The organism is Pantoea sp. Ap-870, assembly GCF_011752515.1.
Taxonomy (GTDB): domain Bacteria; phylum Pseudomonadota; class Gammaproteobacteria; order Enterobacterales; family Enterobacteriaceae; genus Pantoea; species Pantoea dispersa.
Genome location: NZ_VWXG01000001.1, coordinates 189,347 through 215,827 on the forward strand (window position 1 = coordinate 189,347; position 26,481 = coordinate 215,827).

The 26,481-nt window shown below is 58.0% G+C and carries 30 protein-coding genes, 1 other RNA gene and 1 other annotated feature; of the genes, 18 read left to right on the top strand and 13 right to left on the bottom strand.

What is annotated here, in order from left to right; all coding sequences use genetic code 11:
* Positions 1-43 precede the first annotated feature (43 nt).
* Both glnK and amtB read left to right on the top strand, forming a co-directional pair.
* Positions 44-382: a P-II family nitrogen regulator gene (gene glnK / locus F3J41_RS00890; protein ID WP_007886947.1), complete on the top strand. Its 339-nt coding sequence runs from the start codon at positions 44-46 to the stop codon at positions 380-382.
* Positions 383-415: 33 nt separating this feature from the next.
* Positions 416-1,705: an ammonium transporter AmtB gene (gene amtB / locus F3J41_RS00895; RefSeq protein ID WP_058757951.1), complete on the top strand. Its 1,290-nt coding sequence runs from the start codon at positions 416-418 to the stop codon at positions 1,703-1,705.
* Between the two features lie 72 nt (positions 1,706-1,777).
* On the opposite strand, the gene tesB is transcribed toward amtB, so the two are convergent.
* A complete protein-coding gene (gene tesB, locus F3J41_RS00900; protein ID WP_088516247.1) occupies positions 1,778-2,641 on the bottom strand; it encodes an acyl-CoA thioesterase II in 864 nt (287 codons plus the stop codon).
* A gap of 203 nt (positions 2,642-2,844) precedes the next feature.
* Between tesB and F3J41_RS00905 the strand changes: the two genes are divergently transcribed.
* Entirely contained in the window at positions 2,845-3,402 is a 558-nt protein-coding gene (locus F3J41_RS00905; RefSeq protein WP_021507201.1) for a YbaY family lipoprotein, read from the top strand.
* Between the two features lie 167 nt (positions 3,403-3,569).
* Here F3J41_RS00905 and F3J41_RS00910 read toward each other — a convergent pair whose 3' ends face one another.
* On the bottom strand, positions 3,570-3,881 hold the full coding sequence (locus F3J41_RS00910) for an MGMT family protein (protein WP_021507202.1): 312 nt from the start codon (positions 3,879-3,881) through the stop codon (positions 3,570-3,572).
* A gap of 176 nt (positions 3,882-4,057) precedes the next feature.
* Here F3J41_RS00910 and ffs point away from each other — a divergent pair.
* Positions 4,058-4,154: signal recognition particle sRNA small type (gene ffs / locus F3J41_RS00915), an RNA gene on the top strand.
* A gap of 128 nt (positions 4,155-4,282) precedes the next feature.
* On the opposite strand, the gene F3J41_RS00920 is transcribed toward ffs, so the two are convergent.
* From F3J41_RS00920 to F3J41_RS00930, 3 genes are all read right to left on the bottom strand, one after another.
* On the bottom strand, positions 4,283-4,501 hold the full coding sequence (locus F3J41_RS00920; protein ID WP_021507203.1) for an HHA domain-containing protein: 219 nt from the start codon (positions 4,499-4,501) through the stop codon (positions 4,283-4,285).
* A gap of 24 nt (positions 4,502-4,525) precedes the next feature.
* Positions 4,526-4,903: an Hha toxicity modulator TomB gene (gene tomB / locus F3J41_RS00925; protein ID WP_021313568.1), complete on the bottom strand. Its 378-nt coding sequence runs from the start codon at positions 4,901-4,903 to the stop codon at positions 4,526-4,528.
* 145 nt (positions 4,904-5,048) lie between these two features.
* Positions 5,049-5,402 (bottom strand): hypothetical protein, encoded by a 354-nt coding sequence (locus tag F3J41_RS00930; protein WP_031279656.1) that lies wholly within the window; start codon positions 5,400-5,402, stop codon positions 5,049-5,051.
* Between the two features lie 327 nt (positions 5,403-5,729).
* On the opposite strand from F3J41_RS00930, the gene F3J41_RS00935 reads away from it, so the two are divergent.
* The 3 genes from F3J41_RS00935 to F3J41_RS00945 are packed head-to-tail and all read left to right on the top strand — an operon-like array spanning position 5,730 to position 8,122.
* Positions 5,730-6,386, top strand: a complete 657-nt coding sequence (locus tag F3J41_RS00935) for a metal ABC transporter ATP-binding protein (RefSeq protein ID WP_021507205.1) — start codon at positions 5,730-5,732, stop codon at positions 6,384-6,386.
* Positions 6,383-7,222 carry a metal ABC transporter permease gene (locus tag F3J41_RS00940; RefSeq protein ID WP_021507206.1) on the top strand — a complete coding sequence of 280 codons (840 nt, stop codon included), beginning with the start codon at positions 6,383-6,385 and terminating at the stop codon, positions 7,220-7,222. Before F3J41_RS00935 ends, F3J41_RS00940 begins: the two co-directional genes overlap by 4 nt.
* A gap of 21 nt (positions 7,223-7,243) precedes the next feature.
* Positions 7,244-8,122, top strand: coding sequence for a metal ABC transporter substrate-binding protein (locus tag F3J41_RS00945; RefSeq protein WP_058769397.1), 879 nt, complete (start codon positions 7,244-7,246; stop codon positions 8,120-8,122).
* 44 nt (positions 8,123-8,166) lie between these two features.
* On the opposite strand, the gene ykgO is transcribed toward F3J41_RS00945, so the two are convergent.
* The 4 genes from ykgO to F3J41_RS00965 all read right to left on the bottom strand — a co-directional run bounded on the left by ykgO (position 8,167) and on the right by F3J41_RS00965 (position 13,098).
* Positions 8,167-8,307, bottom strand: coding sequence for a type B 50S ribosomal protein L36 (ykgO, locus tag F3J41_RS00950; RefSeq protein ID WP_010616859.1), 141 nt, complete (start codon positions 8,305-8,307; stop codon positions 8,167-8,169).
* A gap of 15 nt (positions 8,308-8,322) precedes the next feature.
* Positions 8,323-8,580 carry a type B 50S ribosomal protein L31 gene (locus F3J41_RS00955; RefSeq protein WP_021507208.1) on the bottom strand — a complete coding sequence of 86 codons (258 nt, stop codon included), beginning with the start codon at positions 8,578-8,580 and terminating at the stop codon, positions 8,323-8,325.
* 160 nt (positions 8,581-8,740) lie between these two features.
* Positions 8,741-11,890, bottom strand: a complete 3,150-nt coding sequence (locus tag F3J41_RS00960; protein WP_021507209.1) for a multidrug efflux RND transporter permease subunit AcrB — start codon at positions 11,888-11,890, stop codon at positions 8,741-8,743.
* Positions 11,891-11,907: 17 nt separating this feature from the next.
* On the bottom strand, positions 11,908-13,098 hold the full coding sequence (locus F3J41_RS00965; protein WP_058757947.1) for an efflux RND transporter periplasmic adaptor subunit: 1,191 nt from the start codon (positions 13,096-13,098) through the stop codon (positions 11,908-11,910).
* A 142-nt stretch (positions 13,099-13,240) separates the two neighbouring features.
* Here F3J41_RS00965 and acrR point away from each other — a divergent pair, with 142 nt between their 5' ends.
* A complete protein-coding gene (gene acrR, locus F3J41_RS00970) occupies positions 13,241-13,879 on the top strand; it encodes a multidrug efflux transporter transcriptional repressor AcrR (RefSeq protein WP_031279658.1) in 639 nt (212 codons plus the stop codon).
* On the opposite strand, the gene rsmS is transcribed toward acrR, so the two are convergent.
* The 3 genes from rsmS to priC are packed head-to-tail and all read right to left on the bottom strand — an operon-like array spanning position 13,876 to position 14,844.
* A complete protein-coding gene (gene rsmS, locus F3J41_RS00975; RefSeq protein ID WP_021507212.1) occupies positions 13,876-14,031 on the bottom strand; it encodes a pleiotropic regulatory protein RsmS in 156 nt (51 codons plus the stop codon). The two genes, acrR and rsmS, sit on opposite strands and share 4 nt — an antisense overlap.
* An 8-nt stretch (positions 14,032-14,039) precedes the next feature.
* Positions 14,040-14,285 carry a GlsB/YeaQ/YmgE family stress response membrane protein gene (locus F3J41_RS00980; RefSeq protein WP_166709695.1) on the bottom strand — a complete coding sequence of 82 codons (246 nt, stop codon included), beginning with the start codon at positions 14,283-14,285 and terminating at the stop codon, positions 14,040-14,042.
* A gap of 49 nt (positions 14,286-14,334) precedes the next feature.
* Entirely contained in the window at positions 14,335-14,844 is a 510-nt protein-coding gene (priC, locus tag F3J41_RS00985) for a primosomal replication protein PriC (RefSeq protein ID WP_166710232.1), read from the bottom strand.
* Between the two features lie 58 nt (positions 14,845-14,902).
* Between priC and F3J41_RS00990 the strand changes: the two genes are divergently transcribed.
* From F3J41_RS00990 to htpG, 6 genes are all read left to right on the top strand, one after another.
* Complete coding sequence (locus tag F3J41_RS00990) at positions 14,903-15,286, top strand: DUF454 family protein (RefSeq protein ID WP_058775241.1); 384 nt, start codon at positions 14,903-14,905, stop codon at positions 15,284-15,286.
* 150 nt (positions 15,287-15,436) lie between these two features.
* Positions 15,437-15,988, top strand: coding sequence for an adenine phosphoribosyltransferase (apt, locus tag F3J41_RS00995; RefSeq protein WP_031279659.1), 552 nt, complete (start codon positions 15,437-15,439; stop codon positions 15,986-15,988).
* A 247-nt stretch (positions 15,989-16,235) separates the two neighbouring features.
* Positions 16,236-18,215 carry a DNA polymerase III subunit gamma/tau gene (gene dnaX, locus F3J41_RS01000; protein WP_166709697.1) on the top strand — a complete coding sequence of 660 codons (1,980 nt, stop codon included), beginning with the start codon at positions 16,236-16,238 and terminating at the stop codon, positions 18,213-18,215.
* Positions 17,557-17,618, top strand: a sequence feature (DnaX frameshifting element). It overlaps the preceding gene by 62 nt.
* A gap of 49 nt (positions 18,216-18,264) precedes the next feature.
* Positions 18,265-18,594, top strand: coding sequence for a YbaB/EbfC family nucleoid-associated protein (locus F3J41_RS01005; RefSeq protein WP_010616869.1), 330 nt, complete (start codon positions 18,265-18,267; stop codon positions 18,592-18,594).
* Positions 18,594-19,199, top strand: a complete 606-nt coding sequence (recR, locus tag F3J41_RS01010; protein WP_031279660.1) for a recombination mediator RecR — start codon at positions 18,594-18,596, stop codon at positions 19,197-19,199. The genes F3J41_RS01005 and recR overlap by 1 nt, the downstream gene beginning before the upstream one ends.
* Positions 19,200-19,299: 100 nt before the next feature.
* Positions 19,300-21,174, top strand: coding sequence for a molecular chaperone HtpG (htpG, locus tag F3J41_RS01015; RefSeq protein ID WP_059012363.1), 1,875 nt, complete (start codon positions 19,300-19,302; stop codon positions 21,172-21,174).
* 130 nt (positions 21,175-21,304) lie between these two features.
* Here htpG and F3J41_RS01020 read toward each other — a convergent pair whose 3' ends face one another.
* Positions 21,305-22,174 carry a LysR substrate-binding domain-containing protein gene (locus F3J41_RS01020; RefSeq protein WP_021507220.1) on the bottom strand — a complete coding sequence of 290 codons (870 nt, stop codon included), beginning with the start codon at positions 22,172-22,174 and terminating at the stop codon, positions 21,305-21,307.
* 189 nt (positions 22,175-22,363) lie between these two features.
* Here F3J41_RS01020 and F3J41_RS01025 point away from each other — a divergent pair, with 189 nt between their 5' ends.
* The 4 genes from F3J41_RS01025 (at position 22,364) to F3J41_RS01040 (ending at position 26,422) form a co-directional block, all read left to right on the top strand.
* Complete coding sequence (locus F3J41_RS01025) at positions 22,364-23,191, top strand: DUF6024 family protein (protein WP_166710234.1); 828 nt, start codon at positions 22,364-22,366, stop codon at positions 23,189-23,191.
* A gap of 151 nt (positions 23,192-23,342) precedes the next feature.
* Positions 23,343-23,987, top strand: a complete 645-nt coding sequence (gene adk, locus F3J41_RS01030) for an adenylate kinase (RefSeq protein ID WP_021507222.1) — start codon at positions 23,343-23,345, stop codon at positions 23,985-23,987.
* A 115-nt stretch (positions 23,988-24,102) separates the two neighbouring features.
* Positions 24,103-25,062 carry a ferrochelatase gene (gene hemH, locus F3J41_RS01035; RefSeq protein ID WP_021507223.1) on the top strand — a complete coding sequence of 320 codons (960 nt, stop codon included), beginning with the start codon at positions 24,103-24,105 and terminating at the stop codon, positions 25,060-25,062.
* A gap of 58 nt (positions 25,063-25,120) precedes the next feature.
* The gene (locus F3J41_RS01040) at positions 25,121-26,422 is read left to right on the top strand and encodes an inosine/guanosine kinase (protein ID WP_021507224.1); all 1,302 of its coding nucleotides are present in this window, start codon (positions 25,121-25,123) and stop codon (positions 26,420-26,422) included.
* The last annotated feature ends 59 nt before the right edge of the window (positions 26,423-26,481 follow it).

The following is a 26,481-nucleotide window of genomic DNA, read 5'->3' on the forward strand; positions in this document are numbered from 1 at the left end:
TGTCCGCGAAGACTCACCTATTTTTATATCCGGAGGGGAACGTATGAAGCTGGTTACCGTGGTAATCAAACCATTTAAGCTGGAGGACGTGCGTGAAGCCTTATCCTCCATTGGCATTCAGGGCCTGACCGTGACCGAAGTGAAAGGCTTCGGTCGTCAGAAAGGCCATGCAGAACTGTACCGCGGTGCCGAGTACAGCGTTAACTTCCTGCCAAAAGTAAAAATCGATATTGCGATTGCGGACGATCAGCTGGATGAAGTGGTGGATGTGATCAGCAAAGCCGCGTACACCGGCAAAATTGGCGACGGCAAAATTTTCGTCGCGGAACTGCAGCGCGTGATTCGTATTCGTACCGGCGAGACCGACGAAGCAGCACTGTAACTGGGGCTCTGAATTGTGATGGGATGGAAAGAAATGAATAAAGTAATGACTAAGTTGGGCCTCACCAGCCTGGCGCTGTTACCGTCTCTTGCGATGGCAGCTGCGCCTGCCGTAGCGGATAAAGCCGATAACGCGTTTATGATGATTTGTACCGCGCTGGTACTGTTCATGACAATTCCCGGCATTGCCCTGTTTTACGGCGGCCTGATTCGCGGCAAAAACGTGCTGTCGATGCTGACGCAGGTCGCGGTGACGTTCGCGTTAGTGTGCGTACTGTGGATCGTCTACGGCTACTCGCTGGCATTCAGCGAAGGCAACGCCTTCTTCGGTAACTTCCAGTGGGCGATGCTGAAAAATATCGAGCTGAAAGCGGTGATGGGCAGCTTCTATCAGTACATTCACGTGGCGTTCCAGGCTTCCTTTGCCTGTATCACCGTGGGGCTGATTGTTGGTTCGCTGGCTGAGCGTATTCGCTTCTCGGCGGTACTGATTTTCGTACTGGTGTGGCTGACGCTGGCCTATCTGCCTATCGCACATATGGTGTGGGCTGGCGGCTTCCTGGCACAGGATGGCGCGCTGGACTTCGCTGGCGGTACCGTGGTGCACATCAACGCCGCCGTTGCGGGTCTGGTTGGTGCTTACCTGGTAGGCAAGCGTGCTGGCTTCGGTAAAGAAGCGTTCAAGCCGCATAACCTGCCGATGGTGTTTACCGGTACCGCGATTCTGTACGTTGGCTGGTTCGGTTTCAACGCCGGCTCTGCGTCTTCCGCTAACGAAATCGCGGCGCTGGCCTTCCTGAATACCGTGGTGGCCACTGCGGGTGCCGTGCTGTCGTGGGTGTTCGGTGAGTGGGCGCTGCGCGGTAAGCCTTCACTGCTGGGTGCGTCTTCTGGCTTCATCGCCGGTCTGGTTGCCATCACGCCAGCCTGTGGCTATGTCGGCGTCGGCGGCGCACTGATTATCGGTCTGGCCGGTGGCCTGGCAGGTATCTGGGGTGTGACCACGCTGAAGAAATGGCTGCGCGTGGATGACCCGTGCGATGTGTTCGGTGTGCACGGCGTGTGTGGCATCCTCGGTTGTGTCCTGACCGGCGTGTTTGCCTCCTCGTCACTGGGCGGCGTGGGCTACGCAGAAGGCGTGACTATGGGCCATCAGGTTTGGGTTCAGCTGTTCAGCTGTGGCCTGACCATCGTCTGGTCTGGCGTGGTCGCCTTCATCGGCTTCAAGCTGGCAGATATGATTGTTGGCCTGCGCGTACCGGAAGAACAGGAACGTGAAGGTCTGGATGTGAACAGCCACGGCGAGAACGCTTACAACCAGTAAGTGCCGGCTGGCAGAAGAGCAGTGCGCTATTACTATAATGATGAGAAAGGGGCGAGATAATCGCCCCTTTTTTTATGCTTCGCGCTGACGCATCACCCCTTCCTGCACCGTCGTCGCCACCAGCGTGCCGTCCTGGCTGAAGAACTCACCGCGCACGAAGCCGCGCGCGCCGGACGCTGAGGTGCTTACCACGCTGTACAGGAGCCACTCCGAGAGATCGAATGGACGATGGAACCACATGGAGTGGTCAATCGTCGCCACCTGCATATCCGGCTCAAGGAAGCCTTTGCCATGCGGCTGCAGCGCGACCGGCAGAAAGTTGAGATCGGAAGCGTAGCCCAGCAGATATTGATGAATGCGGCGATCGTCCGGCAGCTGACCATTGGCACGCACCCAGACCTGGCGCAGCGGCTCATCAACGTGGCCTTTCAGCGGATTGTGGATCTGCACCGGACGGATATCCAGCGGGCGCTCGGCGAGGAATTTTTCTTTCAGCTTGAGCGGCAGGTGCGCAGCCAGCCGGTGGGCGAGATCCTGCTCGGAGGGCAGGTTATCGGGTCCCGGCACCTGCGGCATGCTGTTCTGATGCTCGAAGCCATCTTCCGGTGCCTGAAAGGAGGCGGTCATGTAGAAGATCGGCTGACCGTTTTGTACGGCGCTGACGCGGCGGGCGCTGAAGCTTTTGCCGTCGCGCAGGGTTTCCACATCGTAAATAATGGCTTTCTGGCTGTCGCCCGGGCGCAGAAAGTAGCTGTGGAAGGAGTGAATGATACGGGCTTCCGGCACGGTTTGTTTTGCCGCATACAGCGCCTGTCCCACCACCTGGCCGCCAAACACCTGGCGCAGGCCGAGGTCTTCACTCTGGCCGCGAAACAGGCCTTCTTCCAGTTTTTCCAGATTCAATAAATTAAGCAGGTTGTGCAGTGCCTGGCTCATAACGGATTCCTCAGTGATGCCAATGGCGTCAGTGTGAAAGATCCGACCAGTTTGCGCAACGATTTTACCCGGTTTTCAGCAGGATGGCGGGGCTTCAGGCGCAAAGCGGATTTTTGTGCCAGAATTAACAGCAATCGGCGGTGGAAAACCCAGCCAATAAATTTACCGCCGACAATCATAGTGTTCATAAGGAGACGACATCGATGAAACTCTGGCATGTAATTAGCGGTATGACACTGGCGGTGGCAATCACAGGCTGTGCCGATCACAGTAAACCCGTGCCGACGCCAACTTTAGGCGCCAGCGTGGCCGGGCAGCCGTCGGCAATTGCCCAGCCGAACGTAAGCGGTTCCGTCTATATTCGCCAGCGTATTGCGCTGCCGCCGGATGCGGTGCTGACCGTGACGCTGGCCGATGCGTCACTGGCGGACGCGCCGTCCAAAGTGCTGTCACAGCGTGTGGTTCGCACCGAGGGCAAACAGGCACCGTTCCAGTTTGTGCTGCCCTTTAACCCGGCCGATATCCAGCCGAACGCGCGCATTTTGCTGAGCGCAGCGATCACCATCGACGGCAAGCTGGCGTTTATTACCGATACGGTGAAACCGGTGATTAATCAGGGTGGAACGAAAGCGGAACTGCTGCTGGTACCGGTGACCAATATGGCGATGCCAACCCAGCCGGGCGCTGCTACCACTGTGCCTTCGACGTCGCCAACCCAGGTTACGCCGTCAGCCTCCGTGCCGGCACCAACCAGTCTGTAAGTTGAAACGGGAGACAGCGCGTTACGGCAGCTGCGCCAGAATGGCACTGCAGAAAGTAAAGGCGCTGTCTCGTCCCTGATCGCTCGGCACATGCCATCCCTGGCGTGTGACGCTTTACTTTCTGCAGTGCCATTCCCGCGCCTTAAAGGGAGTGCGGCCTGTCAGCATTAATACTCCCAGCGATACTTTGCCAGTTCAATTTCTCCCGCATCACTCACTTCAATACCTTCGGCTTCCAGCGCATCGCGCTGACGAAAAAGATCATCACCCTGCAGCGAAATACGACCATGACGATTAATCACGCGGAACCACGGCAATTTGCTGCCTGGCGGCAGGCGCCGCAGCACGCCGCCGACCTGACGTGCGGCGCGCGGTGAACCAGCCAGCAGCGCGACATCGCCGTAGGTCGTCACTTTACCGGCAGGAATAGCGGCAACAATTTGCCAGACGCGCTCGGAAAAATTGCTCTGTTCACTCACTGACGCACCTCGTCTGCGGGAAAAGCGCCACTTTAGCATGCGATTGCGGCTATCTGCAGGGTTTTGCCGCCGGCCTGTTCAAGAAACCAACGGTTGCCCGGCCTGCGCTTGCAATTGCCAGGGGCTTCCCCGATAATGCCAGCGCTCTCAACATGAGAGCTCGTCAATGGGGGCCCTGTTGGTTCTCCCGCAACGCTAACTTGTGAACTCGGTCAGGTCCGGAAGGAAGCAGCCGCAGCAGGCGACGCGTGTGCCGGGATGTAGCTGGCAGGGCCTCCACCATTTCTGCCCATGCAAAATCCCTGCGCGCAATGCGGCACAGCACCGTATCGGCACTCCTTTGCCTGCCTGTCATCCGTGGAAATAAAGGTGAGTAACGAAGCGACCTGCGGGGAGAAAACTTAGCGGACGTACTTCCAGACAGATCCGGGCACTTTGTCATAGAGCTTGTTCATGGTCAGCTCGGCCAGACGGTGATCGGCTGCGGAGTAGAATACCGCTAACTCATCATCGGGTAATTCATACTTGTTCTTTTCAATCACCCGTTCAAGGGTGTCAATTGAGCGACAACGACGCAGTCGCATCAAATAGTCTGTTTTGGTTAAGGCTGGGTTGCTCATAAATAAACCGGTCTCACTCTGATGCTAAAAGGAATGGCTGGGTTGCTGGAGATAAGCGCACTCTTCGGCAAACAGATTAAATAAGCGTTTTGCTGAACGTTGCCACCGTTGAAGATCCTGGGTATTGATTCCATAGCTGCTAAACAGCATAAAGGTATCATCAAGATATTCATCGATTTGCGTAATCAGCGCTTCATCTTCAACATGCTTAATTTTGTAATTCATCGTGAAAGAGGCGATATGCTCAATCAAATCGTTGAGCTGTAAATTGCCTGGCGAAGTGGGATCATTAACCCAGCCGTGATGGCTGTCGGTTAGCGTCGCCATACTTTCGTCAAACAGGTTCTCACACAGAAATTTAAGCTGGGCAATATCATGCCGTTTCGGTGAGTATTCGTCCATCTTTTTCCCCTCCATAGCGAGCACAGTTACCGCGACGCGGCGAGATTTGGAAAAGCTACCAGGGAGCGATCACGAATAAAAAGAATTCAGCGACCTTTTAAATATAATCCACAATCATTAGTTTTGCTCACCCAATTACTAAATATTACAATTCGTCGCACGGTGACGGGCGGGTATTGTCTATCACCTCAAACACCAGCGCACCGGGCGTTGTCTGGAACATAACTTCTTCACGTTGGGTAAAGGTTTCATTTAAATCAAGGCAGGGATTAAATAAATCCCACGTGAAATCGTAAAGCATTTTAAATCGTTTGTGGCCGACGGGCTGAATGGAAATAATGGTAAAACTGTCCGGAACTAATTGCGCGTTTTGAGAATACCACTGTAAATCGCCGGCAAGGTCCTGGGCTATTTTGAGAATATTCCCCTGGATAATCTGGCGTAACTTGCCGCAATCATCCTCATTCACATCAATATCACTATGAATAATAGACTGCATTCTGCATCCCGTAAAAAGCAAGGAGAGTTCTATCATTGGCTTTCAGCTCTGACATTGCAAGCCATTGGTAAACAGAAAGGGCGATTGCTGCGATGGGCGCTGGCTTGATGGCACAAATCGCCCATGCGTATCGCCGCTGATCAACTTTTGAAACACTTTCGTCCGCGCGTCGCGATGATGCCATCAGGTAGTATATTGTTATGTTATAACATTTTGGTTGCCTATCATGAATCACAGTGGATTACTTCTCTCGCTCGGCGGGCGCCTGCTGGTAGCGCTACTGCTGAGTAGCCTGCTGGCTTTAGCCATCGTCTGGGGCCTGCACCAATGATGCGTTTTCATCGTCTGCAGGGCGGCTATCAGGGCAGGGCGGTGACGCCGGTGGTGAATGGCGAACTGGCGGCCGGCAGTATGACGGCACTGGTCGGGGCCAACGGAACGGGCAAATCAACCTTGCTCAAAACTATCGCCGGACTGCTGCCGCCAGTGGCGGGACGCTGTGAACTGCAGCTGCCGCGAAAAGCGCTGGGCTGGTTGCCGCAGCGCAGCGAGCTGGATACCCGCTTTCCGCTCACCGTCTATGAGCTGGTGGCAATGGGCTGCTGGCCGCGCTGCGGCTGGTTCGGTGGCATCACGCGTGCGCTGAGGCAGGAGATTGATGCCGCGCTGGAGGCGGTGCAGATGCGCGACTTCGCCACTGCGCAGCCCGCGATGCTCTCCGGCGGGCAGTTGCAGCGCGTGCTGTTTGCGCGCCTGATGCTCCAGCGCAGTCAGCTCTGGCTGCTGGATGAACCCTTCAACGGCATTGATACGCCGACGATAACCTTACTGATGTCGATTCTCGAACAGCAGCAGCGGGCGGGCACCACGCTGCTGGTGGTGCTGCACGACAAGCTGCTGGTGGCGCGCCATTTTCGTGACGTGCTGTCGCTGGATGAGCGTGACAGTGCGCAGCAACCGCGGCTGTGTCGGGTGGCGTCATGACGTTACTCCAGCCGTTTATTGAGTTTGGTTTTATGCGTCGGGCGCTGGTGGCCTGCATGGCGCTGGCGATCAGTGCGACGCCGCTCGGCGTCTTTCTCTCGCTGCGCCGTATGAGTTTGGTGGGCGATGCGCTGTCCCATGCGGTACTGCCGGGCGCCGCCATCGGCTATCTGGTGTCCGGCCTGTCGCTGGTGGCGATGGGGATTGGCGGCCTGATTGCCGGGCTGGCGGTGGCGCTGCTGTCCGGTGCGGTCAGCCGTTACACCCATCTGAAGGAGGATGCCAGCTTTTCCGGCTTCTATCTGGGTTCGCTGGCGCTCGGCGTCACGCTGGTATCACTGCGCGGATCCAGTGTCGATCTGCTGCACGTGTTGTTCGGCTCGCTGCTGGCGGTGGACAACGGCGCGATTGTGCTGGTTGGCAGCATCGCCGCGTTCACCCTGCTGATGCTGGCCGTGATCTTCCGGCCGCTGGTCATTGATGCCTTTGATCCTGATTTTCTGCGTGCGCAGGGGAAATGGAGCGCACCGCTGGTGCACGGCATTTTCCTCACGCTGGTGGTGCTGAATCTGGTGGCGGGTTTTCAGGTGCTCGGCACGCTGATGTCCGTTGGGCTGATGATGCTGCCCGCCACCAGCGCGCGCTTCTGGAGCCGTCACCTTACGCGCATGCTGGCGATTGCCATGCTGCTGGCGCTGATCGCCGCCTTTATCGGCCTGTTGCTCTCCTGGCACTATGCGCTGCCTGCCGGACCGGCGGTGGTACTGAGTGCGGCCGTACTGTTTTTGCTGTCTGTGTTGACAGGACCATGTGGCGGCCTGCTGCGCCGTCGATAATAAGATGACAAGGGGATAGGTATGAAGAAGTTACCGTTGAGTCTGGCGATTGGCGCGATGCTGATTAGCCCGCTGACGCTGGCAAAAACCGTTGATGCCGTAGCCAGTTTTACCGTGCTGGCTGACATCGTTAAACAGGTCGGCGGCGATCACGTTAAGGTGAAATCGCTGGTGGGCCCGGATGGCGATCCGCACACCTTTGAGCCGACGCCGCAGGATAGCCAGGCGCTGGCGCAGGCCGATGTGGTGTTCGTCAGCGGGCTGGGCATGGAAGGCTGGATGGACCGGCTGATTAGCGCGTCCGGCTACAAGGGCACGGTGGTGGTCGCCTCGAATGGTGTCAATACGCGCAAAATGGAGGAGGATGGCAAAACCATCACCGATCCACACGCGTGGAACAGCATGCACAACGGCGTGATCTACGCCACCAACGTGATGAACGCGCTGATCAAAGCCGATCCGGATGATGCTGCCGACATCCGTCACAGCGGTGAACGCTATATTCAGCAGTTGCAGAAGCTGGATAGCTGGGCCAAAAGTGAATTTGCCGGCGTGGCGCAAAGTAAACGCAAGGTACTCACCAGCCATGATGCCTTTGGCTACTTCGGCCAGCGCTACGGCGTGACGTTCCTCGCGCCGGTGGGCTTCTCAACCGAAGCGGAAGCCAGCGCCAGCGATGTCGCCGCTATCATCAAACAGCTCCGGGCCGAGCATATCACCACCTACTTTATGGAGAACCAGACCGATCCGCGTCTGGTGAAACAGATCGCCAGTGAAACCGGTGCGCAACCCGGTGGCGAGCTCTATCCGGAAGCGCTGTCAGCGGCCAGCGGGCCGGCGCCCACCTATGAGGCGGCGTTTAAGCACAACGTGGAAACTCTGCTGCACAGCATGAAGTAAAAAAAAGGCCGGGGAGCATCCCGGCCAATTATCACGACACTTTCCTAACGTTTTTTCTTTCTTCCCTGCACCGCCTTAAAGCGCGGGTTGGTTTTGCAAATCACATAAATACGACCTTTACGCCGCACGACTTTGCAATCTTTGTGACGGGTCTTGGCAGACCGCAATGAACTGACAACTTGCATGTGGCTGAACTCCGGTTATTTGCTGCGCGTCAGGAAGCTGCCAAAACGCTTGTTGAAGCGTGCGGCGCTGCCCTCTTTGGCAAACTCTTTCTGTTTACCGGTGTAGTAAACGTGCGACTTCGACGACACATCAAGCGTGACGTACGGCAGCTCTTCGCCCTCAAACTGGATGGTACGGTCGGTCTGAATCGTTGAGCCGACTTTGAAGTATTCGTCGACGGTGGTGTCGTGGAACACCACAGGACGGTAGTGCGGATGAATGTTTGGTTTCATAATAGCGCTCTCATGTAATGTTATAATATAACAATATTATGAACCTCGCACCGCAGGATTGCAACCACGCTTCCGGTGCGGGTTTGTCATGGAACGTGCGGAGCAGGGGAGTGCGCAATAAAAAAGGCCGCTTGCGCGGCCTTTTAGCAGAGAGAAACTATCAGTGAGGGTGATCGACCGGATGGCCCTGTTCCAGCTCAGACTTGTTCTTGCTGAAACGGCGGCGCACCACCACGAAGAACACCGGCACGAAGAAGATCGCCAGCGCGGTGGCCGTCACCATCCCGCCCATCACGCCGGTACCGACGGCGTTCTGTGCGCCGGAGCCGGCACCGCTGCTGATCGCCAGCGGCAGTACGCCGAGGATGAACGCCAGCGACGTCATCAGAATCGGACGCAGACGCATACGTGAGGCTTCCAGCGTTGACTCGACCAGCCCTTTGCCTTCCTTCTCCATCAAATCCTTGGCGAATTCGACGATCAGGATGGCGTTCTTCGCCGAGAGACCAATGGTGGTCAACAGGCCCACCACAAAGTACACGTCGTTACTCAGACCGCGCAGCGTGGTGAAGAGCAGGGCGCCAATCACACCCAGCGGCACCACCAGCATGACCGCGAACGGAATCGACCAGCTCTCATACAGCGCGGCCAGACACAGGAACACCACAATCAGCGAAATGGCGTACAGTGCAGGCGCCTGGTTGCCGGACAGGCGTTCCTGATAGGACATGCCGGTCCAGTCGTAGCCGATACCCGCAGGCAGCTTCGAGGCGAGGCTCTCCATCAGGTTCATGGCATCACCCGAGCTCTTGCCCGGTGCTGCCTGACCCAGGATCTCCATTGATGGCAGACCGTTGTAACGCTCCAGACGCGGTGAACCATACTGCCACTTCGCCGAAGAGAAGGCAGAGAATGGCACCATGGTCCCGGCGCTATTGCGCACGTACCATTTGCTGATGTCATCCGGCAGCATGCGCGAGTCGGCCTGACCCATCACGTACACTTTCTTCACGCGACCACGGTCGATGAAGTCATTGACGTAAGAACCGCCCCAGGCCGCACCCAGCGTGGTGTTGATGTCGGACAGCGACACACCAAGCGCCTGCGCTTTTTCCTGATCGATAATCAGTTTGTACTGCGGCGTATCTTCCAGCCCGTTTGGACGCACGCCCACCAGCGTATCCGGATGCTGGGCAATCATGCCAAACAGCTGGTTACGCGCGGCGGTCAGCTTCTCATGGCCGAGGTTACCCTGATCGATCAGCTGGAAGTCGAAACCGGTGGCGTTACCCAGTTCGATAATGGCCGGCAGGTTGAACGGGAACACCATGGCATCTTTAATCTGACCCAGCGCCTGCATTGCACGTCCGGCAATCGCCGGCACTTTCAGGCTGGCATCACCACGCTCATCCCATGGCTTCAGGCTGACGAAGGCGATACCGGTGTTCTGTCCACGACCGGCGAAGCCAAAGCCGTTAACGGTAAACACCGAATTCACGCTGTCTTTCTCTTTGGTCAGGAAGTAATCCGTAACCTGATCCAGCACCTTCTGCGTACGTTCCTGGGTTGCACCGGCAGGCAGCTGCGCCTGCGCCAGTAACAGCCCCTGATCCTCTTCCGGCAGGAACGAGGTAGGCAGTTTCAGGAACAGGTAAGCCATGCCGACCACAATCAGCAGATAAATCAGCAGATAGCGACCGGTGCTGCGCACAATGTGACCGACGCTGTCGACGTAATGGTTGGTGCTCTTATCAAACAGGCGGTTAAACCAGCCGAAGAAACCGGTGGTTTTGCCGTGTTCGCCTTTTTTGATGGGCTTCAGCATGGTGGCACACAGCGCTGGCGTCAGAATCAACGCCACCAGCACCGACAGCGCCATCGCCGAAACGATGGTGATCGAGAACTGACGATAAATCACCCCGGTTGAGCCGCCGAAGAACGCCATCGGGATAAATACCGCTGACAGCACCAGCGCGATGCCAACCAGCGCGCCCTGGATCTGTTCCATTGAGCGTTTGGTGGCTTCTTTCGGCGGTAATCCCTCTTCCGCCATGACGCGCTCAACGTTCTCCACCACCACGATGGCGTCATCCACCAGCAGGCCGATGGCGAGCACCATGCCGAACATCGTCAGGGTGTTTATTGAGTAGCCAAAGGCACTGATGATGGCAAAGGTGCCCAGCAGCACCACCGGCACGGCGATGGTAGGAATCAGCGTCGCGCGGAAGTTCTGCAGGAACAGATACATCACCAGGAACACCAGCACGATGGCTTCGAACAGCGTTTTCACCACTTCGAAAATGGAGATCTTAACGAATGGCGTGGTGTCGTACGGGTAAACGGTTTTCATGCCGGCCGGGAAGAACGGTTCCAGCTTAGCCAGTTCCGCTTTCACCGCGTCGGCGGTATCCAGTGCGTTGGCGCCAGTCGCCAGTTTGACACCGATACCGGAGGCTGGTTTGCCGTTATAGCGGGCAATGATCTCGTAGTTTTCACCGCCGAGTTCAATCTTCGCGACATCGCGCAGGCGCACCTGTGAGCCGTCCTGATTGACCTTCAGCATGATGTTGCCGAACTCTTCGGTCGAGGTCAGACGCGTCTGGGCAATGATCGAAGCGTTAAGCTGCTGACCCGGCACCGGTGGGGTACCGCCCAACTGACCGGCGGCCACCTGGGTGTTCTGGGTTTGCAGCGCGCTGATCACATCTACCGGCGTCAGCTGGTAGTTGTTAAGCTTGTGCGGATCGAGCCAGATACGCATCGCATACTGCGCACCAAACACCTGAGTATCACCGACGCCAGGCGTACGGCTGATCGGATCTTTGATGTTCGACGCTACGTAGTCTGAGATGTCGTTCTGCGTCATGCTGCCATCTTCGCTAACGAAACCGGCGACCATCAGGAAGCTGCTGGAGGATTTTTTCACCTGAATCCCCTGCTGCTGTACTTCCTGCGGCAGCAGCGGCATTGCCAGCTGCAGTTTGTTCTGCACCTGCACCTGAGCAATGTCGGCGTCGGTGCCAGACTGGAAGGTCAGCGTCAGCGTCAGCGTACCAGAAGAGTCACTGCTCGAGGACATATACATCAGCCCGTCGATGCCGTTCATATTCTGTTCGATAACCTGCGTTACCGAATCCTGTAGCGTTTTCGCATCTGCACCCGGATAAGATGCCTGGATTTCAACTGCCGGCGGCGCAACGTTGGGATATTGCTCGATCGGCAGTTTGATAATCGATAGCGCACCCGCCAGCATAATAATGATGGCAAGCACCCAGGCAAAAATGGGGCGATCGATAAAGAACTTAGCCATGTATCAACGGCTCCTGTTTATGACGATGATTTAGCAGACTGAGATTCCGGTGCGGCTTTGGCATCATCTTTGACTTCCTGCGGCGTCACCTGAGCACCCGGTTTAGCACGCTGAATACCGACGGTAATCACGCGATCGCCCTCTTTCAGGCCATCGGTCACCAGCCATTTGTCGCCAAACGCCTGGTTCGCGGTAATCTTACGCACTTCGACTTTATTATCCGCGCCCACTACCATCGCGGTGGCTTCACCGGTTGGCGTGCGGGTTACGCCGGTCTGCGGTACCAGCAGCGCCGTCGGGTTAGTGCCCTCATCCAGACGTGCACGCACGAACATGCCCGGCAGCAAACGATGATCCGGATTCGGGAAAATCGCGCGAAGGGTAATCGAGCCAGTGGTTTCATCCACGGTAACATCAGAGAATTCCAGTGTGCCCGGCTGGCTGTATGCGCTACCGTTCTGCATCAGCAGGGTAACGTTAGCTTTGCCGTCGTTCTGTTTCAACTGACCCGACTCCAGCTCGCCGCGCAGGCGCAGAAAATCATCGCTGGATTGAGTCACGTCGACGTACATCGGGTCGAGTTGCTGCACGGTCGCCAGCGCGGTGGTCTGGCCGTTCGACACCAGTGCACCTTCCGTTACCGAGGATTTACCAATGCGGCCGCTGATTGGCGAGGTCACTTTGGTGTACGCCAGGTTAATGCGGGCGGTTTCCACATTGGCCTGCGCCGCCTGTACGGCTGCGGCGGTCTGCGCGGCGGTGGCCGCGGCGTTATCGTAGTCCTGCTGACTGATATATTTGGTACCCAGCAGTGGCTTGTAACGATTCACCGTCAGCTGGGCAACGCGCGCGTTGGCCTGAGCCTGGGCTAAATCGCCTTTTGCGCTGTCGTATGCGGCCTGATAGGTGGCGGGATCGATCTGGTACAGCGAATCGCCGGCTTTAACATCACTGCCTTCAACAAAATTACGCTTGAGAATGATACCTGACACCTGCGGACGCACTTCAGCCACGCGGAACGCCGAAGTACGGCCTGGCAGTTCGGTGGTGATTTTCAGGGGCTCGTTTTTTAACGTGACAACACCCACTTCCGGGGGCTGCTGCTGGGCGGCTTGCTGGGATTTATTATCATCACATCCTGTTAACAAAAAGCTGCCTGTAAGCATCACGGCGGCCGCCAGAGGCGCTAATCCTCTGTTTTTATTCATAAATAAACCTCTAGTGTCCGATATCAAATGATCAATGGATCACAAACCGTTAAACCCATTGCTGCGTTAAAACACGGGTCGTGCTATGGTACATACATTCACAAATGTATGTAAACTTGCCAGTTTGTAAAAACAGTCCTCTATGGCACGAAAAACCAAAGCGCAAGCACTTGAAACGCGGCATCAAATTCTGGATGCCGCTTTAGCTCACTTTTCTGAACACGGTGTGGCCGCCACCTCACTGGCGGATATCGCCGCGGCCGCTGGCGTCACGCGCGGAGCTATCTACTGGCATTTTAAAAATAAAGCCGATCTGTTACAGGAGATCTGGCTGCGCTGCGACGCCGGGCTCGACGATGTGGAACTTGAGTATCAGACAAAATACCCTGGCGATCCACTTTCTGTAATGCGTTCGATGCTGATCTATATCCTTGAAGCCACAGCAAAGGATCCACAAAGACGCGCATTAATGGAGATTATCTTCCATAAATGTGAGTTCGTTGGCGAAATGTCGACGTTAATGGCGATGCAGCAGGGGCTGCTGCAGGCGTGTTATGACCGCATCGAAGAGGTGCTGCGCAGCTGTATCGAGGCCGGGCAGCTTCCGGCCAGCCTCAACACCCGCCAGGCGGCGCTGCTGATGCGCGGCTACATCAGCGGCATGATGGAAAGCTGGTTATTCAATCCGCAAAGTTTTGATCTGGTGAGTGAAGCGCCGCAGGTGGTCGAGGCATTTATAGATATGCTGCGCCTGAGCCCGACGCTCGCCGGCACGCGCTAAGCGGTGCGCTCGGCCGCCAGCTTCTGCTCATAATCGCGCTGGACAATCGCCAGCGCAGCCAGCACCGTGGCCGTGGGCACCTGGTTTTCCTCCAGCAGCTGAATTAAATCGACCGCCAGCTTGATGTCGTCCGGCGCGGTATCCAGCGTCATAGTGTCTCCTAAATACGTAGTTTAGCGGCGACCAGCAGCATTAGCAGAGCACCGGCCAGCGCCACGGCAAAGCCCATCGGATGCAGCGTACCGAGGTCACCCGTGGTGAAATACGTGGCGATGTAGCCGCCAATCAGCGCGCCGATCACCGCCAGCACCAGCGTCGGCACCAGTCCGCCGGGACGGCCGGGAAACTCCCTCCGCTTCAGCCAGCCGGCAGCCAGGCCAATAATAATCCAGATGATAAGGGTCATGCTTCTCCTCCCGTCAGCGCTGTTTCCAGTATAGAGGAAAGCGAACGGCTTACGGCTGCGCCGCGATCTCCAGTTTATGCAGCGCGGCGCGGCAGCGCGCCAGCCGCTCCTGCAGAATCTCCACCTCGCGCATCAGCTGCTGCTGCACGCTCAGCGTTTCAGCGCGCGCCAGGTGCTGTTCGCGCTGCTGCAGCATGGCCAGCAGTCGCGTTTCGTAGCCGCGGTACTCATCACGCTTCGGCTGCAGCGGATCGCGACGCGGCTGTTCACGCACCACGCGCAGTTGCTGGCTACTGCACTCGCGCTGCAGCGCGGCAATCTGATCCAGCACCTTCTGCGCCAGCCACTGGCGGCGCGACGCATCACTGTCGGACGCCGCGAGCTGCGCCGCATTGTGCTGCAGCTCTTGCAGATAGTCAGCCAGTCGCGTGCCTTTGCAGCGAAACAGCTGCGCGTCAAAGCGCGGCTGACGGCAGCTACCGTCCGGCTGCTGCGCAATCTGCTGGCGCAGCGTGTCAATCATTGCGTGCAGACGCTGTTGGGCGGGCAGTTGAGGCATCACTTCGATTCCGTCTGTGTTAACGTAGCGCTGTTGTGACATTTTTCAGGCATCTGGCATGCAGCGCATTTTACTGTTAAGCCTTGGCTGGCTGGCGATTGTGCTGGGCACGCTGGGCATTGTATTACCTTTACTACCGACCACGCCATTCGTGTTGCTGGCCGCCTGGTGTTTTGCCCGCTCGTCGCCACGCTTTCACCACTGGCTGCTGTGGCGCTCGCCGTTTGGCCGCTATCTGCGCCACTGGCAGCAGCATCGCGCCATGCCGCCCGGTGCCAAAAGCCGCGCTATGTTGCTGATTGTCATCACCTTTGCGGTTTCAATCTGGCTGGTGAAGCTGCTGTGGCTGCGCATCCTGCTCGGTGTGATGCTGGCGCTGCTGCTGCTCATGCTGTGGCGCATCCCGGTTGTAGCAGAAAGTGCGAACCCGCACGAACCGTAGCATCAGGGTTGCATTTAGCCGGCTGTTTGCTTAGATTTGGGCATCTTCGTGCGTGGCTTCCCTTTGAGAAACGACTTCGCTTAACCCGGTTTCCGGGTATTGGCGCTGTGGGAGCTGCGTGTTTTAGATATTTTTCCAGGCGTAACCTTTATGACCGCAACTGCGCAGCAGCTTGAACTGATCAAAAACAGCATCAAAAGCATTCCTGACTATCCGAAGCCGGGCATCCTGTTCCGTGACGTCACCAGTCTGATGGAAGATCCGCAGGCGTATGCCGCAGCGATCGCCATTCTGGTGGAGCGTTATCGTAATAAAGGCATCACCAAAGTGGTGGGCACCGAAGCGCGTGGCTTCCTGTTCGGGGCGCCTGTTGCGCTGGGTCTGGGCGTGGGATTTGTGCCGGTGCGCAAGCCGGGCAAACTGCCGCGTGAAACTTTCAGCGAAAGCTATGAACTGGAGTACGGTTCAGACGCGCTGGAACTGCACAAAGACGCCATCAAACCCGGCGATGTGGTACTGGTGGTGGACGATCTGCTGGCTACCGGCGGCACCCTTGAAGCCACGGTGAAACTGATTCGTCGTGCGGGCGGTGAAGTTAAAGACGCCGCGTTCGTGATCAACCTGTTTGATTTAAGCGGCGAAGCGCGCCTGAACGCGCTGGGTATCGACTGCTACAGCCTGGTCAACTTCCCCGGCCACTAAGGCCATCGCGCCGCCAGCCTTGATGCCCGGCGGCGCCTCTCTTCGCACTCCCTGACAGGCGTATTCCGCCCTGAAGCGCAGCGCGCAACGTATCACGGGTATAGGCATATCCGGCTGTGGCTGTTACACTCCTGTCAAAATAAACAGGGTTTGCGTCACCGCATTTTTCCCCTAAGTCCCACGGCAGAATCGGCGCAACTGAGCGTGCTGCTGTGCCAGGTTAAACAACTCCAGTGATTGAATCCACATGAGCTATCAGGTACTTGCGCGAAAATGGCGTCCCCAGGCTTTCGCCGACGTAGTCGGTCAGGAACATGTGCTGACGGCGCTGGCCAACGGGTTGTCACTGGGACGCATCCATCATGCCTATCTGTTTTCCGGCACGCGCGGCGTGGGGAAAACCTCGATTGCGCGTCTGCTGGCCAAAGGCCTCAACTGCGAAACCGGTATTACGGCCACGCCCTGTGGACAGTGCGATAACTGTCGCGAGATTGAACAGGGGCGCTTTGTCGATCTGATTGAAATCGATGCTGCCTCGCGCACCAAAGTGGAAGACACGCGCGACCTGCTGGATAACGTCCAGTATGCACCCGCACGCGGGCGCTTTAAGGTCTATCTGATCGATGAAGTGCACATGCTGTCGCGCCACAGCTTTAATGCGCTGCTGAAAACGCTGGAAGAGCCGCCGTCACACGTGAAATTCCTGCTGGCGACCACCGATCCGCAGAAGCTGCCGGTAACCATTCTGTCGCGCTGCCTGCAGTTCCACCTGAAAGCCCTCGACGTCGAACAGATTCAGCAGCAGCTGGCGCACGTGCTGCAGCAGGAGCAGATTGACGCCGAGCCGCGCGCGCTGCATCTGCTGGCTCGCGCCGCCGACGGCAGTATGCGCGATGCGCTCAGCCTCACCGATCAGGCGATTGCCATGGGGCAGGGCAGCGTCACGCGCGACAGCGTGGCGCAAATGCTGGGCACGCTGGATGATGAACAGCCGCTGGCGCTGATTGAAGCGCTGGTGGAAGGCAACGGCGAACAGGTGATGGCGCTGCTGAATCAGGCCGCATCGCGCGGCGTGGAGTGGGAGGCGCTGCTGGTGGAGATGCTGCGTCTGCTGCACCGTATCGCGATGGTCCAGCTGCTGCCCAGCTCGCTTGGCGAAGATGATGCCAGCCAGGCGCAGCGCCTGCGCGAACTGGCGCGCGTGCTGCCGCCTGCTGACGTTCAGCTCTATTATCAGACGCTGCTGATGGGGCGCAAAGATTTGCCGCTGGCGCCGGATCGCCGGCTCGGCGTGGAAATGACGCTGTTGCGTGCACTGGCGTTTCATCCGCAGGCCACCATCGCTGAACCGGTGGCGCGCCCGTCGCTGACGCCGCAGGCCGCGCCGGCCGTTGCCGCGGCAGCGCCTCAGACCAAAGCCGCACCCGCTGTGGCCGCGCAGCCGCAGATGGCACCGCCAATGGATGAGTCGCCGCCGCCGGCCGATGATTATCCCGATATGGCACCGGCCCCGGATAACTTGCCCGACGCCACCAGTCAGCTGTTACAGGCGCGGACGCAGCTGCTGCGTCAGGGAGCCGGCAAAGCAAAAAAGAGTGAGCCGGCAGCGCGTTCCGCGCGGCCGGCAAACCCGGCGCTGGAACGTCTGGCAAGCGTTACCGAGCGCGTGCAACAGCGCGCGTCTGAGCCGGCGGTAAAAGCGCCGGCGAAACCGGAAGCGTATCGCTGGAAAGCCCAGCAGCAGGAGGAGATCAAGCCGGAGCCGGTGGCGACGCCAAAAGCCTTGCGTTCTGCGCTGGAGCATGAGAAAACGCCAGAGCTGGCGCTCAAACTGGCGGAAGAGGCGCTGCAGCGCGACGCCTGGGCGGCGGAAATCGCCACGCTGACGCTGCCGAAGCTGGTCCAGCAGGTCGCGCTGAACGCGTGGAAAGAGGTGAATGAGCAGGGCGTGACGCTGCATTTGCGCAGCAGCCAGCGTCATCTCAACTCTGCCCCGGCGCGCCAGGCGATTCAGGACGCGCTGAGCCAGGCGGCCGGCCAGACGGTTGAACTGACCGTCGTGGAAGACGATAATCCGGCGGTATTGACGCCGCTGGAGTGGCGTCAGGCCATTTATGAAGAGAAGCTGGCGCAGGCGCGTCAGTCGATCGAAAGCGATACCCACATTCAGACGCTGCGTCGCTTCTTTGATGCGGACCTGGATGAAGAGAGTATCCGACCCGTATGATCACGCTGTCGCGCAGCGTTGCGCGCAGCCCCAGCAGAGAGAGAAAACTATGTTTGGTAAAGGCGGATTGGGCAACCTGATGAAACAGGCCCAGCAGATGCAGGATAAAATGGCCAAAGTTCAGGAAGAGATCGCCGCACTGGAAGTCACCGGCGAATCAGGGGCTGGCCTGGTCAAAGTGACCATCAACGGTGCGCACAACTGCCGCCGCGTGGAAGTCGATCCCAGCCTGCTGGAAGATGACAAAGAGATGCTGGAAGATCTGATCGCTGCGGCGTTCAACGATGCGGCGCGCCGTATTGATGAAACGCAGAAAGAGAAGATGGCGTCCGTCTCTGCCGGTATGCAGCTGCCGCCTGGCTTCAAGATGCCGTTCTGATGCAAACCAGTCCACTGCTTGAAGCTTTGATGGAGTCGCTGCGCTGTTTACCGGGCGTTGGCCCGAAATCGGCGCAGCGCATGGCGTTTCATCTGTTGCAGCGCGATCGCAGCGGTGGCATGCGTCTGGCGCAGGCGCTGACCCGCGCCATGGCAGAAATCGGCCACTGTTCCGACTGCCGCACCTTCACCGAGCAGGAGATCTGCACCATCTGCGCCAATCCCCGCCGTCAGCAAAACGGCCAGATTTGCGTGGTGGAGAGCCCGGCGGATATCCACGCCATTGAGCAGACCGGCCAGTTTGGCGGTCGCTACTTTGTGCTGATGGGCCATCTGTCGCCGCTGGACGGCATCGGCCCGCAGGACATTGGCCTGGATCGGCTGGAGCAGCGCCTTGAACGTGAGACGCTGCAGGAGGTGATCCTCGCCACCAATCCCACGGTGGAAGGCGAAGCCACGGCTAACTATATCGCCGAGCTGTGCGGCCAGTATGGCGTCGACGCCAGCCGCATTGCGCACGGGGTTCCGGTCGGTGGTGAACTGGAAATGGTCGACGGCACAACGCTGTCGCACTCGCTTGCCGGACGGCACAAGATTAAATTCTGACCACTTGCCGGTATCCTGCTGCGATACCGGCTTGAAATTCTTCCCACCATCCCCATTTCACTCTCAACAATTGATCAACCCCGATTCTGTTGAGGTAGCAATGACCATGAAAGGACAAGAGACGCGTGGCTTCCAGTCAGAGGTAAAACAACTTCTGCACCTGATGATCCATTCCCTCTATTCAAACAAAGAGATTTTCCTGCGTGAACTGATCTCCAACGCCTCCGATGCGGCTGACAAGCTGCGCTTCCGCGCACTGTCGACGCCGGATCTGTACGAAGGCGATGGCGACCTGCGCGTGCGTATCTCGGTCGACAAGGAAAAACGCACGCTGACGCTGAGCGATAACGGCATCGGTATGCGCCGTGATGAGGTGATTGAAAACCTCGGCACCATCGCGAAATCCGGTACCAAAGCGTTTCTGGAATCGATGGGTTCCGATCAGGCAAAAGACAGCCAGCTGATCGGCCAGTTCGGCGTCGGTTTCTACTCGGCGTTTATCGTCGCTGACAAAGTGACGGTACGCACCCGTGCCGCAGGCGCCAAAGCCGACGAAGGCGTGTTCTGGGAATCCGCTGGCGAAGGCGAGTATACGCTGGCGGAGATTGAGAAAGCCGATCGCGGCACCGAAATTACGCTGCACTTCCGTGAAGGCGAAGATGACTTCCTCGACGCGTGGCGCGTGCGCAACGTGATCAGCAAATATTCCGATCATATCGCGCTGCCGGTGGAGATCGAGACCAAAGACGAAGAGAACGATACCGTCACCTGGGAGAAGATCAACAAAGCCCAGGCGCTGTGGACGCGCAACAAAGGCGAAATCAGCGACGAAGAGTACAACGAGTTCTACAAACACATCGCCCATGATTTCAGCGATCCGGCCATCTGGAGCCACAACCGCGTCGAAGGTAAGCAGGAGTACACCAGCCTGCTGTACATCCCGTCGCGTGCGCCGTTCGACATGTGGAACCGCGACAGCAAGCACGGTCTGAAGCTGTACGTGCAGCGCGTCTTCATCATGGATGACGCGGAACAGTTCATGCCGAACTACCTGCGCTTTGTGCGTGGCCTGATAGATTCCAGCGATCTGCCGCTCAACGTCTCCCGTGAGATCCTGCAGGACAGCCGCGTCACGCAGAGCCTGCGCGCCGCGCTGACCAAACGCAGCCTGCAGATGCTGGAGAAACTGGCCAAAGACGACGCAGAGAAATATCAGCAGTTCTGGAAAGAATTCGGTCTGGTGCTGAAAGAGGGCCCGGCGGAAGATCATGCCAACCAGGAGGCGATTGCTAAACTGCTGCGTTTCGCCACCACCCAGAGCGAAGGCGCGGCGCAGACCGTTTCGCTGGACGATTACGTTAGCCGCATGGTTGAAGGGCAGGAGAAGATTTACTACATCACTGCCGACAGCTATGCCGCCGCGAAAAGCAGCCCGCATCTGGAGCTGTTCCGTAAGAAAGGCATCGAGGTCCTGCTGCTGTCTGATCGTATCGACGAGTGGATGATGAGCTACCTGACGGAGTTCGATGGCAAAGCGTTCCAGTCGGTGAGCAAAGCGGATGAGTCGCTGAGCAAGCTGGCGGACGAAGAGACGGAAGCGCAGAAGGAAGCGGAAAAAGCGCTGGAGCCGTTCGTCGATCGCGTGAAAACCCTGCTGGGCGAGCGCGTCAAAGAGGTGCGTCTGACCCATCGCCTCACCGACACGCCGGCGATTGTCACCACCGACGCCAACGAAATGACCACGCAGATGGCGAAGCTGTTCGCCGCGGCCGGTCAGGATGTGCCGGAAGTGAAGTACATCTTTGAGATCAACCCGGAGCATACGCTGGTGAAACGCGTGGCTGATACGCAGGATGAAGCGCGCTTTGCGGAGTGGGTTGAACTGCTGCTGGATCAGGCGTTGCTGGCCGAGCGCGGCACGCTGGACGATCCTAACCAGTTTATCCGCCGCATGAATCAGTTGCTGACGGCGTAACGCGGTGCGGTAATCGGAACGGTCGGCATGAATGCCGACCCTACAGGTTACCTGTCACCGATTCGACAACTGTCCACTCTCTGTAGGGTCGTCATTAATGACGACCTTTTTTTATTTATGCCGCCCTTGCTTACTTCAGCGCTTCATCCCGCAGCCAATCCCGGAACAACGTAATCTCCGCATCGTGCTGGCGTGACCGCTTGGTCATCATCCAGGTGGCACGGTCGGCGCGCACAAACCCCAGCGGCGCAATCAGCGTGCCGTCGTTCAGCTCCTGACGCACCAGCAGGCGCGGCGCCACAATCACGCCCAGCCCGTTTCTCGCGGCCTGAATCGCCAGCGTCAGATTATCGAAATGTTTGCCCAGCCAAAAATTACCGCGCACGCCGCTGATCTTCGCCCATTCGGCCCAGGCCTGCAGGCGGGTATCGGCGTGCAAAAGCGGCAGCGACGCCAGATCCTGCTCGCTGTGAAAACGCGCCGCGTACTGCGGGGCGCACAGCGGGCCAACGTAATCATCGCTGATGAGTGAGGCATCTATGTCGTCGTCCGGCGCCTGTTCATAACTGAGGATCAGCACATCGGTGTGTTCGCTGCGCAGCTGAGCAATATCGCCCTGCGGCTGGAATTGCACTTCAATATCGGGATAGCGCTGGTAAAAGCTGCTGATGCGCGGAATCAGCCACTGGGATAAAAAACTTGGGGTACAGGCGACGCTCAGATGGTTGCGCATCCCGGTGCGAATACTTACGCAGGTGGTAGAGAGTTCGCTAAAGGCTTTCTGGCAGCTCACCAGCAGACGTTCGCCGTGAGAGGTTAAGCGCACGCGCCCGTTAGTGCGGATGAACAGAGGCTTGCCCATCCAGCTCTCCAGCTGGCGAATCTGATGGCTGATGGCGCTGTGGGTGACATGGAGACATTCGGCCGCGACGCTAAAGCTGCAATGCAGCGCCGCCTGATGAAAATAGTGCAGTGCACGTAACGACGGAAGCGCGGTCATACTCATCCCCTGTGTAAAAACCTAACAGGGATTGTCAGTTTATATCATTTTAATGTCCAGCCGCATTAACCTAACCTTTCCTGCTTAATCTGGCGGGTTGACGGACCGGCTTCGCTGTGTAAAGCAGCGGCGATGTCCGCTGCCAGCGCCAGCTTCACACAGCAGAATAACCAAGAGAAATGTCACGTGATGACTTCACAACAGGCTACTGCCAGGGCGGCGGCGCGCGATCGGCTGCGCGGCTTGCTGTCCCGTCACTATCGGCTGGAAAATTACGATCTGTTTTTTGCCCCCTCACTGCACATCGCGCGCGTGCTGCTCTCGCAACTGTTTCTGCGCCAGGAGCAGGCGCGCAATCAGACGCGCTACGCCGCGCAATATCCGGTCAGCGAACTCAGCGTGCTGCCGGCCCTGCCGATGATGGCGGGCAATATCGCGCTGGTCGATCATGTCGATATGCAGCAGGGCCGGGTGCGCAATCTGAGTGCCTGCCAGAGCCAGGGCGTGACGCACGCGTCCGGCTCCTTCGCCAGCGTGTTGCATAAACGACTCATCAGCGAGGCGCGACTGTTTGTCACCCAGCTGAATCAGCATGCGATGCTGAGCGACGATCTGGTGCTGATTGCGCTGCGTACTCATGATTTTAGTACGCTGGTGCGCAGCGAACTGCGGCTGTTCGAACAGGGACTGGCGCTGGGTGACGCGCCGGAACGCGCGCTGGAGAGCATGGCGCAGGACGACTGGCAGCCCTTCAATGTTGCCAGTGTCGATAGCCTGACGCTGGATACGCCGTTCACGCTGCAGTCGATTCACCAGCCCGGCCTGCCGTTTGCGCTGCTGCCCTTGCCGCCCGGCAGTGCGCTGCCAGCGTTGCCCGCGGATATGCAGCTGCTGCCCGCGCCGCATCGCCTGTTTTTGCCGGTCAGCGTGCGCGGCAACGGCAATAAGCCGCAGAACGTCACCGCTGCGCTAAAAAAACGGCTGCGCGAGGTGCTCAGAGACAGCCGAAATTCTTAAAAACGTGCGTGCTACTGGCGCACAGCGCTAAAGCAGGTCAAAGTAGGCCTTTCAGCGCCCGGGGGCCCGTTGCCTTGTGGTGTGCGGGTCATAATGGTATGTTCTTGGCCTTCTCAGATTGATCAATGCGATTCGCAAGGGGAATTACGCAATGCGTATTATTCTGCTCGGGGCACCGGGCGCAGGTAAGGGCACTCAGGCTCAATTCATCATGGAGAAATACGGTATTCCGCAGATCTCCACGGGCGACATGTTGCGTGCGGCTGTCAAAGCCGGCACCGAATTGGGCCAGCAGGCGAAAGCCATCATGGATGCCGGTAAACTGGTAACGGACGAGCTGGTGATTGCGCTGGTTAAAGAGCGTATCGCGCAGGAAGACTGCAAAAACGGCTTCCTGCTCGATGGTTTCCCACGCACCATTCCGCAGGCTGACGCCATGAAAGAGGCGGGCATCAAGGTGGATTACGTGCTCGAGTTCGCCGTACCGGACGAACTGATTGTCGATCGCATTGTCGGCCGCCGCGTGCATGCGCCGTCAGGCCGCGTTTACCACATCAAATACAATCCGCCAAAAGTGGAAGGTAAAGATGACGTGACCGGCGAAGAGCTGACCACGCGTAAAGACGACCAGGAAGAGACCGTGCGTAAGCGTCTGGTGGAATACCATCAGCTGACCGCGCCGCTGATTGCTTACTACAGCAAAGAAGCCGAAGCCGGTAACACCGAATACCACAAAATCGACGGCACCCGCCAGGTGACCGAAGTGAGTGCACAGCTGGCCGATATCCTCGGCTAAGTGGTGACCAGGGCCGGTTGTCCGGCCCTTTTGCAGCAATTGCTTTCCCCCTCCGCTTTTTCCGCTACAATTTCCCCCGATTCAGAACCATTGTCTGCGACATCAAGGAAATACAATGAGGCAAGATAAGCCTGGGGTTTTACTGGTTAACTTAGGTACACCAGACGCACCGACCACCGCGGCGGTGAAACGCTATCTGAAACAGTTCCTCGGCGATCCGCGCGTGGTGGATACGCCGCGCTGGCTGTGGTGGCCGATTCTCAATTTCATCATTCTGCCGTTCCGCTCGCCGCGTGTTTCGAAGCTGTACGCATCGGTGTGGATGGACGAAGGTTCCCCGCTGATGGTGTTCAGCAAGCGGCAGCGTGCCGCGCTGGCGCAGCGGCTGGATATGCCGGTAGAGCTGGGCATGAGTTACGGCCAGCCGAGCCTTAACGGTGCGGTTGAGCGTCTGCTGGCGCAGGGCGTCACCAAATTCATCGTGCTGCCGCTCTATCCGCAGTTCTCCTGCTCCACCGTGGCGGCAGTGTGGGATGGCCTGGCGGCCAGCTTTAAACCGCTGCGTTCCCTGCCGGAAGTGGCGTTTATCCGCGATTACGCCGAACATCCGGCCTATATCGCCGCGCTGAAGGCCTCGGTAGAGCGCTCGTTTGCCCAACACGGCGAGCCGGATCTGCTGGTGCTCTCTTACCACGGCATTCCGCAGCGCTTCGCCAATGAAGGCGACGACTATCCGCTGCGCTGCAAAGACACCACCGATGCCCTGGCCGCCGCGCTCGGCATTGCGCCGCATAAAATCATGATGACCTTCCAGTCGCGCTTTGGCCGCGAGCCGTGGCTGATGCCGTACACGGATGAGACCATGAAAAGCCTGCCGGCCAAAGGAATCAAACATGTGCAGGTGATGAGTCCGGGCTTTGCGGCGGACTGCCTCGAGACGCTGGAGGAGATCAGCGGCGAAAACTGCGAAATCTTCCTGCATGCTGGCGGCGAGAAATTTGAATACATTCCGGCGCTTAATGCGGATGATGAGCACATCGAGATGATGGTGCAGCTGGTACAAGCGCGCCGCTAAGGGTGCGGCAGAGAATGTGATATCATTCTCTGCCTGATTTTCCCTGACGGCAGCTTTCATGAAATTTCCCGGCAAACGCAAATCCAAACACTATTTTCCCGTCAACGCGCGCGATCCGCTGCTGCAGGCTTCCCAGCAGGAGCAGGAAGAGGGCAGCTGGGTGGTGGGTATCGACCAGACGCTGGTGGATATCGAAGCCAAAGTCGATGACGACTTCCTGCAGCGCTATGGTCTGAGCGCCGGTCATTCGCTGGTGATCGACGATGCGACCGCCGAAGCGCTATACAACGAGCTGATGCGCGAGCAGCTGATCAGCCACCAGTTTGCCGGCGGCACCATCGGTAATACGCTGCACAACTACTCGGTGCTGGCCGATGACCGTTCGGTGCTGCTCGGCGTGATGTGTAACAACATCCAGATTGGCGGTTACGCCTATCGCTACCTGTGCAATACCTCCAGCCGCATGGATCTTAACTTCCTGCAGGGCGTCGATGGCGCCATTGGCCGCTGCTTTACCCTGATCGGCGAGCAGGGCGAGCGCACCTTTGCCATCAGCCCTGGTCTGATGAACCAGCTGCAGGCCGCCAGTATTCCGGAAGAGGTGATTGCCGGTGCGTCGGCGCTGGTGCTGACATCCTACCTGGTGCGCTGTCAGCCGGGCGAACCGATGCCGGAAGCGACGCTGCGGGCCATCGAGTTCGCCAAAAAGCACAATGTACCGGTGGTGCTGACGCTCGGTACCAAATATGTGATTCAGGATAACCCGCAGTTCTGGCGCGATTTCCTGCGCGAACACGTCTCGATTGTGGCGATGAATGAAGAGGAAGCGTTCGCGCTGACCGGCGAAGCGGATCCGCTGCTGGCCTCCAACATGGCGCTGGACTGGGTCGATCTGGTGCTGTGCACCGCCGGACCGACCGGGCTGTATATGGCCGGGTTCACCGAAGAGGCGTTTAAGCGCAAAACCAATCATCCGCTGTTGCCAGGGGCGATTGCCGAGTTCAACCAGTTTGAGTTCAGCCGCGCCATGCGTCATCAGGATTGCCAGCAGCCGCTGCGGATCTTCTCGCATATTGCGCCTTACATGGGCGGTCCGGAGAAGATCATGAACACCAATGGTGCCGGTGATGGCGCGCTGGCGGCGCTGCTGCACGATATTACCGCCAACAATTTCCACCGTCAGAAAGTGCCAAACTCCAGCAAACACGCACGCGAATACCTGACCTACTCGTCGCTGGCGCAGGTGTGTAAATATGCCAACCGCGTCAGTTATCAGGTGCTGAACCAGCACTCACCGCGTCTGACGCGCGGGCTGCCGGAGCGGGAAGACAGTTTAGAAGAGTCTTACTGGGACAGGTAATAACGGCGGGTTGAACAGCGATCCGTCATGGATGTCTGCGCTGTGTGAAACGGTGCGCA

What these genes read in the sequence shown, in the direction of transcription:
- glnK (WP_007886947.1), top strand. Translation starts at nt 44, where the DNA reads ATGAAGCTGGTTACCGTGGTAATCAAACCATTTAAGCTGGAGGACGTG.
- amtB (WP_058757951.1), top strand. Translation starts at nt 416, where the DNA reads ATGAATAAAGTAATGACTAAGTTGGGCCTCACCAGCCTGGCGCTGTTA.
- tesB (WP_088516247.1), bottom strand. Translation starts at nt 2,641, where the DNA reads ATGAGCCAGGCACTGCACAACCTGCTTAATTTATTGAATCTGGAAAAA.
- F3J41_RS00905 (WP_021507201.1), top strand. Translation starts at nt 2,845, where the DNA reads ATGAAACTCTGGCATGTAATTAGCGGTATGACACTGGCGGTGGCAATC.
- F3J41_RS00920 (WP_021507203.1), bottom strand. Translation starts at nt 4,501, where the DNA reads ATGAGCAACCCAGCCTTAACCAAAACAGACTATTTGATGCGACTGCGT.
- tomB (WP_021313568.1), bottom strand. Translation starts at nt 4,903, where the DNA reads ATGGACGAATACTCACCGAAACGGCATGATATTGCCCAGCTTAAATTT.
- F3J41_RS00930 (WP_031279656.1), bottom strand. Translation starts at nt 5,402, where the DNA reads ATGCAGTCTATTATTCATAGTGATATTGATGTGAATGAGGATGATTGC.
- F3J41_RS00935 (WP_021507205.1), top strand. Translation starts at nt 5,730, where the DNA reads ATGATGCGTTTTCATCGTCTGCAGGGCGGCTATCAGGGCAGGGCGGTG.
- F3J41_RS00940 (WP_021507206.1), top strand. Translation starts at nt 6,383, where the DNA reads ATGACGTTACTCCAGCCGTTTATTGAGTTTGGTTTTATGCGTCGGGCG.
- F3J41_RS00945 (WP_058769397.1), top strand. Translation starts at nt 7,244, where the DNA reads ATGAAGAAGTTACCGTTGAGTCTGGCGATTGGCGCGATGCTGATTAGC.
- ykgO (WP_010616859.1), bottom strand. Translation starts at nt 8,307, where the DNA reads ATGCAAGTTGTCAGTTCATTGCGGTCTGCCAAGACCCGTCACAAAGAT.
- F3J41_RS00955 (WP_021507208.1), bottom strand. Translation starts at nt 8,580, where the DNA reads ATGAAACCAAACATTCATCCGCACTACCGTCCTGTGGTGTTCCACGAC.
- F3J41_RS00960 (WP_021507209.1), bottom strand. Translation starts at nt 11,890, where the DNA reads ATGGCTAAGTTCTTTATCGATCGCCCCATTTTTGCCTGGGTGCTTGCC.
- F3J41_RS00965 (WP_058757947.1), bottom strand. Translation starts at nt 13,098, where the DNA reads ATGAATAAAAACAGAGGATTAGCGCCTCTGGCGGCCGCCGTGATGCTT.
- acrR (WP_031279658.1), top strand. Translation starts at nt 13,241, where the DNA reads ATGGCACGAAAAACCAAAGCGCAAGCACTTGAAACGCGGCATCAAATT.
- rsmS (WP_021507212.1), bottom strand. Translation starts at nt 14,031, where the DNA reads ATGACGCTGGATACCGCGCCGGACGACATCAAGCTGGCGGTCGATTTA.
- F3J41_RS00980 (WP_166709695.1), bottom strand. Translation starts at nt 14,285, where the DNA reads ATGACCCTTATCATCTGGATTATTATTGGCCTGGCTGCCGGCTGGCTG.
- priC (WP_166710232.1), bottom strand. Translation starts at nt 14,844, where the DNA reads ATGCCTCAACTGCCCGCCCAACAGCGTCTGCACGCAATGATTGACACG.
- F3J41_RS00990 (WP_058775241.1), top strand. Translation starts at nt 14,903, where the DNA reads ATGCAGCGCATTTTACTGTTAAGCCTTGGCTGGCTGGCGATTGTGCTG.
- apt (WP_031279659.1), top strand. Translation starts at nt 15,437, where the DNA reads ATGACCGCAACTGCGCAGCAGCTTGAACTGATCAAAAACAGCATCAAA.
- dnaX (WP_166709697.1), top strand. Translation starts at nt 16,236, where the DNA reads ATGAGCTATCAGGTACTTGCGCGAAAATGGCGTCCCCAGGCTTTCGCC.
- F3J41_RS01005 (WP_010616869.1), top strand. Translation starts at nt 18,265, where the DNA reads ATGTTTGGTAAAGGCGGATTGGGCAACCTGATGAAACAGGCCCAGCAG.
- recR (WP_031279660.1), top strand. Translation starts at nt 18,594, where the DNA reads ATGCAAACCAGTCCACTGCTTGAAGCTTTGATGGAGTCGCTGCGCTGT.
- htpG (WP_059012363.1), top strand. Translation starts at nt 19,300, where the DNA reads ATGACCATGAAAGGACAAGAGACGCGTGGCTTCCAGTCAGAGGTAAAA.
- F3J41_RS01020 (WP_021507220.1), bottom strand. Translation starts at nt 22,174, where the DNA reads ATGACCGCGCTTCCGTCGTTACGTGCACTGCACTATTTTCATCAGGCG.
- F3J41_RS01025 (WP_166710234.1), top strand. Translation starts at nt 22,364, where the DNA reads ATGACTTCACAACAGGCTACTGCCAGGGCGGCGGCGCGCGATCGGCTG.
- adk (WP_021507222.1), top strand. Translation starts at nt 23,343, where the DNA reads ATGCGTATTATTCTGCTCGGGGCACCGGGCGCAGGTAAGGGCACTCAG.
- hemH (WP_021507223.1), top strand. Translation starts at nt 24,103, where the DNA reads ATGAGGCAAGATAAGCCTGGGGTTTTACTGGTTAACTTAGGTACACCA.
- F3J41_RS01040 (WP_021507224.1), top strand. Translation starts at nt 25,121, where the DNA reads ATGAAATTTCCCGGCAAACGCAAATCCAAACACTATTTTCCCGTCAAC.